The following is an 11144-nucleotide window of genomic DNA, read 5'->3' on the forward strand; positions in this document are numbered from 1 at the left end:
CGATGGGCTTCGACATAGGCGTGCGCCTAGGCGTGAACCTAGGCCCTCCGGGCTATGCCGCCTGTCCGGTCGAATTGGGGGCCGCTCCACTGCCGCGCTTCGCGGCGCGCGGTGCCGCGAGAGCAAATCCCGGCCGGGCGGGATCACACCGACAGGTCAAGCTAAGCGTTCAAACGAGGCGATGGCGCTGCGCACCGGCCGCCCTGCCTGTGCGATCATCAGTCCTGGTCCGCATCGCCCCCGGTTGATCGTATGGCCGCGACGCGAAGCACCGCCTGCAGGGGGGCGGCAAGGGCGATCCCGAGGGCGCCGAACAGTGTTCCCATCAGCATCTGCATGCCGAGGGCATGGGCAGGCTGGATATGGACCGTGCGGCGCTGAACAAGCGGCGTGAGCACATAGCCTTCGATGATCTGGATCAGCAGATAGATGGCGATCGCCTCGCCTGTATGCCGCCGGGTCAGTCCACAGCAGGCAAGCGTGGGGGTAGCGCGCTGCTCCACCGGCGTTCGGCTGCGGCGCCGAGATCTTTACTTTCCGCTTCGGCCACCGAAACAGTACCTGAAGTGCTCGCGTCACCGGCAGCGTAGCCTAGATGGCCCCTCGCCCCGTCCTGCCGATCATCCGGGCGATCGCCGCGCATGATAGTCCTTCTACTTTTTTAGTGCATCCTTGATTCCACCGACGGCATTCTGGATCTTGCCTTCGATCTTGTCGCTTTTGCCCTCGGCTGTGAGCTTTGCGTCACCGAGGACTTTGCCCGCGGCTTCCTTGATCGCGCCCTTGGTCTGCTTGGCCGTTCCGATGATGCGATCTTTGTCCATGGTGGTTATGTCTCCGTTTCGACCGTCCAGTGAATGATCCGCGGGTGGCCGTCGACTAGTTGCTAGCCACCCGCACATATGTGGCGTTGACCCTTGGGTCCGTTCAAGATGGCCGGATAGACCTTCGCTGAGACACAGCCATCTTGCATGAAATTCGGAACTAATTAGTCAGCGCCGCACGGATGCAGGCAGCGGCTGTCCAATGAACATCACTGTGACCCTGGTGAGGAATCCGGATTAAGCCGTGGCGTTCCGCCATCGAGGAGGGCTGCGATGAGCAGTCCGCCGAGGCCCGTCAGCAGCGCACCGACTGTCTGCCTCGCCAGAAACGCGGCCGGGGCCACAGCGATCAGAAGCAGTTGGACTCTGGAGCGCGATCAATCACCGGGTTGCTGAGGCACGGCCATTGGTTATCGGAGGCTGCCGGGTGCCCGGGTCCAGCAGGGCGCGGTCCGGGGCGGTGAGCGCCGCCGTCCCTCGCGCAGTCTTCCCGAAACGGTCTGTCATTGGCTATCGTTCGCCGCGGCATTTGACGTCGCGGGCCGCTTTTTCTCGATGGCCCACCATTCGCACCCTATTACTCGTGGCCTACTGTGGCGACGGTCAAAACTTGGCTAAAGCAGGCTGGCCGTAAGCGCTTCACTTACACGGTCAAGGTAAATGAACTGATCACCCACACGCGATAATCGGTTAGAAGCGCGGCGAGAACCCCCCCGGTGCAGCTCTGTGCTCACCAGGGCTCGATCTCGCTCGCATTCGGCCGTCAGCACCTCGAGTGTCATCTCCTGGACATCTATAGGAATGGCCGGCGTGATGGTTTGCGGAATTGCGCCCATAGATTTGCTTGGCTGGCGCGCCGCTTTTCGAGCGGCGCGCTCCACCAACTACGCCGCGGCTGCCGCCTTTGCGTCTTTCGCCCGTTGATTGGCGCCGGCCTTCGCCAGTGCGCTAAGGCTCTTGTCGGTCTGGGTTTCTTCTTTCAGTGTTTCATCGAGAAGCGCAGCCGCCTCGGGCTGCCCCAGCTCCATGGCCCATGCCTTGAGAGTGCCGTACCGCGTCATCTCATAGTGCTCGACCGCTTGCGCAGACGCGATCAGTCCTGCATCAAGGGCAGGGTTGCCCGCATATTCCTCCATGATTTCCTCGCCCTCGGCGACGATGCCCTCGATGGCGTCGCAGGTCTTGCCGCGCGCTGGTTTGCCGAACGCTTCGAACACCCGTGTGAGCCGCTCGACCTGGCCCTGCGTCTCCTCCTGGTGTTTCGCAAACGCCTCCTTCAATTCAGGTGATTGCGCTGCACGCCGCATCTTCGGCAACGTCTTCAGGATCTTCTTCTCAGCGTAGTAGACGTCTTTCAGCGTGTCGTGAAAGAGATCTTCTAGGGTCTTTTCCTTAGCCATCTGACGGACTCCGGCATGAATGAGGGGTGGCGTGGGCAAGAGAAGGGCCGGCCGAGGGCAGCCGGCCTCTTCGCAATCATCCGCGTCGCGGAAGCTCGTTCTCGGGGCGCGCGCCGCTGATGTTGGTTCTAGCAATGTCATCGACGGCACGGCTGGCCATGCTCCCCGGGGGATTGCCCGGCGCTCCATCTGGACTGGAGCGTGAAAGCGCGGCTTCGCTCTCGACGTAGCCTGTCCAGCCGGAGGCGCGGTAGTCCGCTTCCCGGGTCGTCACGTTGACCGGGCCGTGGGCCGTGACAACATCCGCGGCTCGTCCCATCCGAGTGTCGTCGGTGCGAACGGTCACAATGGTGCCACCGCGGCGAACGCCTTCGGCATAAACATGGGCTTCGCGTTCTTCCACGCCGGAACCAGTGAGGGAGCCGAGGAGACCGCCGGCGGCAGCGCCGCCAGCAGCGCCGACCAGTGTCGCTGCCAGCCAGCCGGCGGCAACGAGGGGGCCGATGCCGGGAATGGCCAGCATGCCGATGCCGGCGAGCAGTCCAGCCCCGCCTCCGCACCGCGGGCGCCACGCGCCGCTTGCGCACTGCGCCCACCCCGCACTGGCACCAAGCAGGAGACGGTCCTGACCCTGCTGCGCCGGGATGAGGGCGCGACCATTGCCCAGGTCATCGACGCGACCGGCTGGCAGCAGCACACCGTCCGCGGCTTTCTGGCCGGCCTCAAGCGCCGCGGCATCACCGTCGAGGTCCTTAAGCGCGTCCGCCAGGTCGGGCCGAACAAGCAGGGTGCGAAGGGCTCCTACTCAATCTATCGCATCGCGCCTGCCACAACCGCGCCGGCGGAGGCAGGTTGATGCGCCTCGGTGCACAGACGCCCCGCCTGGCGGTCGGGCTCACCCGGGTCTCGACCGCTGAGCAGGGGCAGAGCGGGCTGGGCCTCGAGGCCCAGCTGGCCAGCATCCGGTCCTTCATCGCGGCGCAGGGCTGGACGCTGGTGGCGGAGTATTCCGACGTCGCCAGCGGCAAGGACGACCACCGTCCCGGGTTCCAGTCGGCGCTGGCCCGGTGCCGGCAGCTCGATGCCGTGCTGGTGGCAGCGCGGCTGGATCGCATCACCCGCCGCGCCCACACCCTGTCGCAGCTATTGGAGGACGGCGTCTCGATCCGGGCCGCCGACATGCCCGGCGCCGACGATCTGATGCTGCGGATCTACGCCGCCATGGCGCAGAAGGAGCGCGAGCTGATCAGCGAGCGGACTAGAGCGGCGCTCGCTGTGGCGAAGGCGCGGGGGAAGGTGTTGGGTGGAGATCGGGGGTATCGGCCGGCAGCAGGGCCCGACGCGGTGGCTGCCGCTGTTGCGCGCCGGCAGGCGGCAGATCAGACGACGCATCGGCTTCATCTCGAGATTGCGCAGAGATCTGGTCGAGCCACGATGTCAGCCGCGGCCCTGGCCCGCGAACTGAACGCTATGGGTGTCGCCACGACGCTGTGCACAATTCGTGCCTGCTAATCCGCGTTCGTAGGTCGCGGCGCCACCTCGCCGCGCAGCTCGCGCAGGCGCTCCATAGCCAGGGCAAGGCCCTCGCGGCCGAGATCCGTAATGCGGTAGAGGCGGCGGATGGTTCGGCCGTGTTGCTCGCGGCGCGAGATCAGGTAGCCGCGTTGCTCCATCGCCTCGAGCATGGGGTAGAGAGTGCCCGCACTCAGGCGGTAGCCGTGCCGCGCGAGTTCCTCGATCATCCAGAGGCCATAAACCTCGTGCTCGGCGGCATGATGCAGCACGTGCAGGCGCACGAAGCCGGCAAGCAGATCTCTGTGTTCCATGGTCCATTGGTAGCACGTAGCTGCGGGCTCCCGATGCTGGGAGCGGTGGGCTCCCTCGACAGACTCGAATATTGATATCGAAATTCGACTGCGTCCAGTCTCGACGTTCTGCGCTGCAATCGCTGCGACTCTACGGGCTGCCGGAAGCCGCGCCTGCGGTGCTGAACGGCACGCCGCTGCTGCCGCAGTCGGGACCGGGACGCACCCGGCGCCGGCTCGCCTTGGCGACGCTAGGCGGTGAGGTGCCGCGGCACGACGGTCCCGTGCGGGAGACCTTCACGGCCGCGGTACGAAGCATGGCAGCACGCATCGGTTCGATGCTGCCGGTCCAGCATTCAGGCGACCGTGAGGCCGAGGCACTGGGAATCACTGCGACACTAGTAGGCACACTGGTGCTTGCGCGCGCTGTTGCCGATCCCGCGCTGTCGGACCGCATCCTGGAGGCAGGTCGCGCGCGGGCGACCGCTTCGGACGGAGAGGTCAAGCCGCAGCAAATTTGATGAAACGAGCAGGAAGCCGCACCAAGGCGGTCCTTAGCATCTCGGCATCTCAACCCACCCGCGCAAGAAGACGGACGACTGATGTGTGAGTCCAACGCCCTCTCCGGCTCGCCGTCGCGATACTCCGCGCGGGGTATGCGGATGTCGGCGCCTACTATCTCAGCTTCTCGGACTGGGCATCGGACGAGAGCTGCCCCATCGAACGGTGATGCAGGACCTGCGCTTGCGGAGCGCGGTCGCAACGCTGCGGCACCCGGCCAATCGAGCCTATGGGACAAGCCGCTTAACCACCCCCACCGACAGCGTCGCCGCCGCCAGATCGAACGTCGCCGCGGAGATGTTCCGCGCCATGACCCGCACCGTGTTGTTCGACCACACGGCAGCGTCGAGCTCGATGAACCGGGTCGACGACACCATTCCAGCGCGGAGGTCGCGTTCGCGGTGGCGCCGGACTTCGCTGCCGGCCGCTGCGCCTCCCAGAAGCCCGCCGCGAAGGTCACGGCTTTGCGTTCCCGCCGTAGAGGGTCGAGGCTGCCGTCGAAGCTTGGCATTAGCGACGCAAGCTGGCGTCAGCAGGTAGTCCAAGACATGCCATGCGGTACCTCGTCCGTGTCGTGGAGGCCAAGGTCGAGCAGCAGCGCCCTGCTCCATGAAGGAGGGCGGAGAAGAGCGCTCAAAGGTATCGGCGCCGTCTTGTCCAGCAATTCCAGGGGTGCGAAGTCCTCCACCCTGCAATGGTGCGGCGGAGGCCCCAATATGATGCTGGGACGTTGGGGCGAGGTCGGAGTGTTGGCCTTCGCTCGTATTTCCATGGGCGCGCAGCTTCAGGTCGTTGGCGCGCTGGGGCCTCTGCTTATTGGAAGTTTAGTCACGGACTGGGCCGCGCTCGGCACACTGATTGGCACTTACTCCCTTGCCGGCGTCTTCGTCGCCCTGCCAGCGGGATGGCTGTTGGCACGGTTCGGCGACCGCGTGGTTTTACTTGGCGGTGTGGGGTTGATGGCGTTGGGTGGCTTGCTGCTTGCCATCGCGCCGGGCTTCGGCGTCGCCCTGGTGGGGCGGCTCGTCTCTGGCGTAGGTGGCGCCCTGCTCACCATTGCGGGCGCGAAGATGGTGCTCGACAGATTCTCCGGTGCCGGCGTCGCACTCGCCATGGGCCTGATGCTCATGGCATGGCCGTTCGGCATCGGCCTGGCCCTGCTCGTGCTGCCGCTACTCGGTGAGGACTGGCGGTCGGGCCTCTGGCTCTCGGCGAGTTTCTGCGCTCTCGCCTTCCTGCTGGTAACAGTGGCGGTGCGCGCCGCCGGCCCCTCGGCTGCTAGCCACCGACGTATGTGGCTGCTCCCTCACGAATGGCGTCCGTTGCTCGCGCTCGGTGTCGTCTGGGCCGGCTACAATGCCTCCTTCGCCGTAGCGGTTGGCTTCACGCCGGCATTCCTGGTGGCCAATGGCATGAGCCATGCAGAAGCCGGCGCGCTCGCTTCGCTGATCGGCTTCTCGATCTTGCCCCTACAACCCGTGGGCGGCGCCATCGCGGAGCGGCTTGGCCGGCCATTGCTTGTGACCGTCCTTTGCATCCTCGGCATGGTGGCGGCCCTCGCCGCGACCGCCGCCGGCGCGCCGCCTTGGCTGACCCTGCCGGCGTTCGGCTTGTTGGCCGCTCCGCCCTCCAGCTTGATCATGGCATTCGCCGGCCGCGCGCTATCGCCTGAGAGCCGTGCCTTCGGGATGGGCGTGCACTACACGGTGTTCTACTTGGGGCTGGCATTGCTGCCGCCCTTCGCTGGCTTTGTGCGCGACAAGACCGGCGCGGCAGCTGCCCCACTTCTGACGGCGGCGGCGTTCCTCGCCATGTGTCTGACGGCGCTTGCCGTCTATGCAGCCACCATGGCGCAGCGCACCGATCCTCGCTGAGCCAGTACGCATTGCGTATCCTGACTGACGAGAAGAGGCAGTCGGTCAGCTGTGTGTCTTAGCGACTGCGGCGAGCCGCGGATTGGCGGGCGCCGAATAAATCGACGGTCCCATAGCATCGCTCGAGCCGCTTCCGCTCATTCTGGGCTGCCACCTGAGCAGAGACCTTCACGATAAGCCAGCATGCGTGCGTCTAAAGGACGAATACTGCCGGCGCCAAGCCCGGCTCACCGCGGATGAGAGTGCCGGGAACCGAGATTTCCGTTAGTATGTAGAAAGATGATGCCCACATTCGCTTGTCTTCGCGCCGCTTCGGAGCGAATGGTCGCTGGCGCGGCGGCAGACGCAGCGTAGCCCCGCTGAGGCTCAAACCGCGGGGCTCGGCCTGGTAGCACCCGGATCATCGGGTGCGACACCGGAGCCCGATGATGACAAAGCTTTCCGACACCCAACGCGTGATCCTGAGCAGGGCGGCGCAGCATGTGGCGCTGCTGGTCGAACCGCCGGCCAAGCTGCCTGCTGCTGCCCGCAATGCGGTCCTGCGTAGCCTGCTGGCGAAGACCATGTTGCACGAGATTCCCGCGCCCCATGAGTTCGTTGGCCTGGGCTGGCGGCAGGATGGGGTCGGTGCGTGGATTGCACTACGCATCACCGATGCCGGCCTCGCAGCGATCGGGGTCGATGCAGCGGACGCCCCGCCGGACGATGGTCAACCGACCTCGCCGCGCCCAGCCGGACCCGCGGAAACCATCAATGTGCCCACAGCGCCCCTTGAAGAGTCACACGCGGCGTTTACGCTTGCCCCGCCGCTCACCAGCGCCGAGGCGACAGAGGGCGCTCAGCGCCCGCCCGTGAGTCATCACGGGACTATCGGCAGAGCAGCCGCCCTGCGCATGACCGCGGCGACGGTCCTGGCGGCCTGGGATGCACCGGAGCGCGACGGTCTCGACGATGCCCTGGCAGCCCTCCGCGAGGTCCTGACAGCTGCCCCGCGCCAGCCTCGCACAGGCACCAAGCAGGAGAGCGTCCTCGCCTTGCTGCGCCGGGACGAGGGTGCGACCATTGCCCAGGTCATGGACGCCACTGCCTGGCAGCAACACACCGTCCGTGGCTTCCTCGCGGGCCTCAAGCGCCGCGGCATCACCATCGAAGTGCTGGAGCGCGTTCGGCAGGTCGGGCCGAACAAGCAGGGTGCGAAGGGTTCCTGTTCGATCTACCGCATCGCCACAGCGACCGCGCCGGCGGAGGCCGGTTGATGCGCATCGGCGCACAGGCGCCCCGTCTCGCGGTCGGGCTCACCCGGGTCTCGACCGCCGAGCAGGGCCAGAGCGGGCTGGGCCTGGAGGCCCAGCAGGCTAGCATCCGGGCCTTCGTCGCCGCGCAGGGGTGGACGCTGGTGGCTGAGTATTCCGACATCGCGTCAGGCAAGGACGACCGGCGCCCGGGGTTCCAGGCCGCGCTGGCACGATGCCGGCAGCTGGACGCTGTCCTCGTGGCGGCGCGACTGGATCGCATCACCCGTCGCGCCCACACCCTGTCGCAGCTACTGGAGGATGGTGTGTCGATCCGCGCCGCCGACATACCCGGCGCGGACGAACTGATGCTGCGCATCTATGCCGCGATGGCGCAGAAGGAACGGGAACTCATCAGTGAGCGGACGAGGGCGGCGCTGACCGCGGCCAAGGCGCGCGGGACGGTACTGGGCGGGGATCGGGGATATCGGCCCGCGCAAGGGCCGGACGCGACTGCTGCCGCAGCGGCGCGGCGTCAGGCGGCGGCTCGGACGGCGCATCGGCTGCACCTGGAAATTGAACAGCTAAAGGCCGAGGGCGTGGCCGGCCAAGCCGCACTCGCCCGGGAGCTAAACGCAAGAGGCGTTTCCACCCCCCGCCAAGGCGGCCGATGGACACACACGTCGGTCACTCGTCTCTTCGCTCGGACAGAAGTCGATGCGGTCGATCTCCGGAGAGAGGCTCCATGTTCGATCCGTGGCGCGTGATTCCGCAGCAGCCACCAATGTGCCGCCGGAGGCAGGAGGGGCCACGAAACGTCACAACCCTTCGCTCCTGGGACAATAGGTTGCGAGATTGTCGTTTACTAGGAAACTTCGATGTGTAAGTTTCCTAGTCAACAAGGAGGGCCGCATGACAGCAGCCTCGGAGCTGACCGATCATACCGGGTACTGGATGCGGATGGTGTCAAACGCCGTTTCGCAGGAGTTTGCGCGCAAGGTCTCCGGCGAAGATGTCACCGTCGCGGAGTGGTCGTTCATGCGGGCGCTCTACGAGGTGGAGCCGACACCTCCGTCAGTTCTGGCCGAGAGAATGGGCATGACGAAGGGGGCGATCAGCAAACTTGCGGAAAGGCTGGTGGCCAAAGGATTGGTTGAGCGGACGGAAAACCAGCGGGACAAGCGCGCGCACAGCCTGTCCCTGACGAAAGAGGGCCGCGCCAAGATCCCGGTCCTGGCATCGCTTGCCGACAAAAATGACGCTGAATTCTTCGGCGTGTTGACGAAGGAAGAGCACAAAACGCTCGACCGGATCCTGAGGCTACTCGCTGAACGCCGAGAGCTGAAATCAACGCCGGTGGACTGAACCCGCCGATCGACCTCAATGTTGAAATGAAAGGAAGCCGCCATGGACGCGGAACGGATATCTGTTGCCGAAACCTGCCTGCATGCTGCTCACGATGGGAGCCTGAGCTTTCCGGAGATCATCGGCAAGCTGCTCGCCGCCGATTTCGAGGGCTACACGATCGACTATCGCCGTAACAGCCAGACATTCTACCTGACAGACGGCGACAGCGTCACGATGGATATGGAACCCTCCGCTGGCCACGTCGCCGCTGCCTTCGACGCTGCCGAGATCGAGCGCCTGGTGCGATGGGCGCAGGCTAACCCCGCCGACTACAGCTACGTGGCCTTCTGCGAGAAGGCGAAAGGCGCAGGCTGCGCGGGTTACCTCGTCTCCTTCCTGGGCCGCCGGGTCGTCTATTTCGGCCGGACGGCCGAAACCCACGTCGAGCACTTCCCCAAATGACGGCCTGACGGTCATGACGCTCTCGGCATTCTGATCGGAGGCGTTGTTCCGGCCGTATGCCTCGGGCTCGGCACCGTATTCATGCGGGCCAGCCTCGACGGCGGCGCATCAGTTCCCGTGTACCCCTCATCTCCTCTGGCTGAAGGCTTGAATCGTGACCCGACTGTTCCGCGACGATTTGTATGAGGATTTCGGCACCTGGCCACTCGCCTACATCCCCTATGGAGGTGCCGATTACGGGGAGGTGCGCGCGGTCGCCGCGGCGGTTGGGGAAGGCGATCATGGTGCCTATTACGATGCCTGGACCACGGCTGGCGACCGAATGACTTCGGAGGCAGACGCCGCTCTCGCGAAGGGCCACGAGACCAGCGCGCGCGAGCTTTATCTGCGGGCCAGCGTCTTTTACGCGACCTCGTTTCACCCCCTCTACGGTGCGCCGGTCGATCCGCGCCTGCTCACTGCCTTCCGCAAACAGGTCGAGGCTTTCGACAAGGGTCTCTCGCTCGGACCGCAACCGGTCCGCCCGGTGCGCATTCCTTTCGACGCGACGCCGATGCCGGCCTATGTCATCCCGGCGCAAGGCCTTGAGACGGCCGTGCGGCCCCTGATTATCTTCAACGGTGGCTACGACTCCACCATCACTGACACCTACTTCGCATCCGCCGTCGCGGCGTCGCGGCGCGGCTATCACAGCCTGCTGTTCGACGGGCCGGGACAGGGTGCGATGCTCTATGAGGATGGCGTGCGGCTCCGGCCGGACTGGGAGACTGTCATCGCGGCAGTGGTCGATCACGCGCTGACATTGCCGATCATCGATCCGAAGCGCATCGCGCTCTATGGCTGGAGCCTTGGCGGGCATCTCGCGCCGCGCGCCGCGTCAGGAGAGGCGCGAATAGCGGCCCTGATCGCTGATCCAGGCACCTGGAGCATCGCCGACGGCTTCCGTAAGGCGCTCATGCACAACTTCGGCCTTTCGCCCGAGGCCGCCGCTGATTTGGGAACACTCGATCAGGCGGTATTGGACCGAGCCGATGCATTCATCCGCAGCAGTCCGCAGATGAATTGGAAGGTTGTCCAGCGCGGCTTCTGGGTGCACGGGGTCAGCGACCTGCGCGCCTACTTCGCTTCCGCGGAACTCTACACCATGAAAGGCCGGGCAGAGCTGATCCGTTGTCCCACTCTCATCACGCAAGCCGAGGGTGACATCCTCGCTGCCGACGCCGGTAGTTTCTTCGACGCGTTGTGTTGCCCGAAGACGATGATCCGCTTCACTGCTGCCGAGTGTGCGGACGGGCATTGCGAGATGGGCAACCGTTCAATGTTGAATCGCCGGATCCTCGACTGGCTCGACGAGCGATTCGCGACCTGAGACTTCGAAGACGAGCCGGTTGTCTGCATGTTCGCCACCGACCAACGGTCGTTGCTCGGTGTTGAACAGATGCGATGGGCGGCTGGTCAGGGGGCGATGCCGCGGATGAGGCGCTGGTACTGGCGCGAGGCTTCCACCGGATCGTCCGTGGTGATCGTCAGCTCCGTGATCGTGATCGGGCCATCATCGCCCGCGCCTGCTGTCCGACAACGGGCCCTGCTACATCGCCGGCGAACTGGCGCAGTGGTTGGCCGAAAACGCCATGGACCA

The 11144-nt window shown here is 65.5% G+C and carries 15 protein-coding genes; 10 read left to right on the plus strand and 5 right to left on the minus strand.

Translation table 11 applies throughout. The features are described from left to right. Nucleotides 1-218 precede the first annotated feature (218 nt). The 3 genes from IEY36_RS29890 to IEY36_RS29900 form a co-directional block, all read right to left on the minus strand. Entirely contained in the window at nt 219-503 is a 285-nt protein-coding gene (locus tag IEY36_RS29890; protein WP_188973906.1) for an AI-2E family transporter, read from the minus strand. Nucleotides 504-653: 150 nt separating this feature from the next. Then, the gene (locus IEY36_RS29895; RefSeq protein WP_188973908.1) at nt 654-824 is read right to left on the minus strand and encodes a CsbD family protein; all 171 of its coding nucleotides are present in this window, start codon (nt 822-824) and stop codon (nt 654-656) included. An 884-nt stretch (nt 825-1708) separates the two neighbouring features. Next, a complete protein-coding gene (locus tag IEY36_RS29900) occupies nt 1709-2224 on the minus strand; it encodes a YciE/YciF ferroxidase family protein (protein ID WP_188973910.1) in 516 nt (171 codons plus the stop codon). Nucleotides 2225-2606: 382 nt separating this feature from the next. Between IEY36_RS29900 and IEY36_RS30995 the strand changes: the two genes are divergently transcribed. Next, complete coding sequence (locus tag IEY36_RS30995) at nt 2607-3080, plus strand: DUF3489 domain-containing protein (RefSeq protein WP_229681710.1); 474 nt, start codon at nt 2607-2609, stop codon at nt 3078-3080. Continuing rightward, nucleotides 3080-3736: a recombinase family protein gene (locus IEY36_RS29910; RefSeq protein WP_188973912.1), complete on the plus strand. Its 657-nt coding sequence runs from the start codon at nt 3080-3082 to the stop codon at nt 3734-3736. The genes IEY36_RS30995 and IEY36_RS29910 overlap by 1 nt, the downstream gene beginning before the upstream one ends. On the opposite strand, the gene IEY36_RS29915 is transcribed toward IEY36_RS29910, so the two are convergent. Continuing rightward, nucleotides 3733-4050, minus strand: coding sequence for a PadR family transcriptional regulator (locus tag IEY36_RS29915; RefSeq protein ID WP_188973914.1), 318 nt, complete (start codon nt 4048-4050; stop codon nt 3733-3735). The genes IEY36_RS29910 and IEY36_RS29915 overlap by 4 nt on opposite strands. A gap of 158 nt (nt 4051-4208) precedes the next feature. Here IEY36_RS29915 and IEY36_RS29920 point away from each other — a divergent pair, with 158 nt between their 5' ends. Then, nucleotides 4209-4550: a hypothetical protein gene (locus IEY36_RS29920; RefSeq protein ID WP_188973916.1), complete on the plus strand. Its 342-nt coding sequence runs from the start codon at nt 4209-4211 to the stop codon at nt 4548-4550. 267 nt (nt 4551-4817) lie between these two features. On the opposite strand, the gene IEY36_RS29925 is transcribed toward IEY36_RS29920, so the two are convergent. Continuing rightward, nucleotides 4818-5135: a hypothetical protein gene (locus tag IEY36_RS29925; protein WP_188973917.1), complete on the minus strand. Its 318-nt coding sequence runs from the start codon at nt 5133-5135 to the stop codon at nt 4818-4820. 3 nt (nt 5136-5138) lie between these two features. Between IEY36_RS29925 and IEY36_RS29930 the strand changes: the two genes are divergently transcribed. From IEY36_RS29930 to IEY36_RS31005, 7 genes are all read left to right on the plus strand, one after another. After that, nucleotides 5139-6464, plus strand: a complete 1326-nt coding sequence (locus IEY36_RS29930) for an MFS transporter (protein ID WP_188973919.1) — start codon at nt 5139-5141, stop codon at nt 6462-6464. 482 nt (nt 6465-6946) lie between these two features. Continuing rightward, the gene (locus IEY36_RS31000; protein WP_229681711.1) at nt 6947-7720 is read left to right on the plus strand and encodes a DUF3489 domain-containing protein; all 774 of its coding nucleotides are present in this window, start codon (nt 6947-6949) and stop codon (nt 7718-7720) included. Next, the gene (locus IEY36_RS29940) at nt 7720-8463 is read left to right on the plus strand and encodes a recombinase family protein (protein ID WP_188973921.1); all 744 of its coding nucleotides are present in this window, start codon (nt 7720-7722) and stop codon (nt 8461-8463) included. Before IEY36_RS31000 ends, IEY36_RS29940 begins: the two co-directional genes overlap by 1 nt. A 145-nt stretch (nt 8464-8608) precedes the next feature. Next, nucleotides 8609-9061, plus strand: a complete 453-nt coding sequence (locus IEY36_RS29945; RefSeq protein ID WP_188973923.1) for a MarR family winged helix-turn-helix transcriptional regulator — start codon at nt 8609-8611, stop codon at nt 9059-9061. Nucleotides 9062-9103: 42 nt separating this feature from the next. After that, on the plus strand, nt 9104-9505 hold the full coding sequence (locus tag IEY36_RS29950) for a DUF1398 domain-containing protein (protein WP_188973925.1): 402 nt from the start codon (nt 9104-9106) through the stop codon (nt 9503-9505). A 154-nt stretch (nt 9506-9659) separates the two neighbouring features. Beyond that, entirely contained in the window at nt 9660-10874 is a 1215-nt protein-coding gene (locus IEY36_RS29955) for an alpha/beta hydrolase family protein (RefSeq protein ID WP_188973927.1), read from the plus strand. Between the two features lie 27 nt (nt 10875-10901). Continuing rightward, nucleotides 10902-11144 (plus strand): hypothetical protein (locus tag IEY36_RS31005; protein ID WP_229681712.1); only part of this gene is annotated, 243 nt, incomplete at its 3' end.

The organism is Neoroseomonas lacus, from assembly GCF_014644535.1.
GTDB classification, from domain to species: Bacteria; Pseudomonadota; Alphaproteobacteria; order Acetobacterales; family Acetobacteraceae; genus Neoroseomonas; species Neoroseomonas lacus.

What these genes read in the sequence shown, in the direction of transcription:
- IEY36_RS29910 (WP_188973912.1), top strand. Translation starts at nt 3,080, where the DNA reads ATGCGCCTCGGTGCACAGACGCCCCGCCTGGCGGTCGGGCTCACCCGG.
- IEY36_RS29940 (WP_188973921.1), top strand. Translation starts at nt 7,720, where the DNA reads ATGCGCATCGGCGCACAGGCGCCCCGTCTCGCGGTCGGGCTCACCCGG.
- IEY36_RS29945 (WP_188973923.1), top strand. Translation starts at nt 8,609, where the DNA reads ATGACAGCAGCCTCGGAGCTGACCGATCATACCGGGTACTGGATGCGG.
- IEY36_RS29900 (WP_188973910.1), bottom strand. Translation starts at nt 2,224, where the DNA reads ATGGCTAAGGAAAAGACCCTAGAAGATCTCTTTCACGACACGCTGAAA.
- IEY36_RS29895 (WP_188973908.1), bottom strand. Translation starts at nt 824, where the DNA reads ATGGACAAAGATCGCATCATCGGAACGGCCAAGCAGACCAAGGGCGCG.
- IEY36_RS30995 (WP_229681710.1), top strand. Translation starts at nt 2,607, where the DNA reads ATGGGCTTCGCGTTCTTCCACGCCGGAACCAGTGAGGGAGCCGAGGAG.
- IEY36_RS29915 (WP_188973914.1), bottom strand. Translation starts at nt 4,050, where the DNA reads ATGGAACACAGAGATCTGCTTGCCGGCTTCGTGCGCCTGCACGTGCTG.
- IEY36_RS29930 (WP_188973919.1), top strand. Translation starts at nt 5,139, where the DNA reads ATGCCATGCGGTACCTCGTCCGTGTCGTGGAGGCCAAGGTCGAGCAGC.
- IEY36_RS29950 (WP_188973925.1), top strand. Translation starts at nt 9,104, where the DNA reads ATGGACGCGGAACGGATATCTGTTGCCGAAACCTGCCTGCATGCTGCT.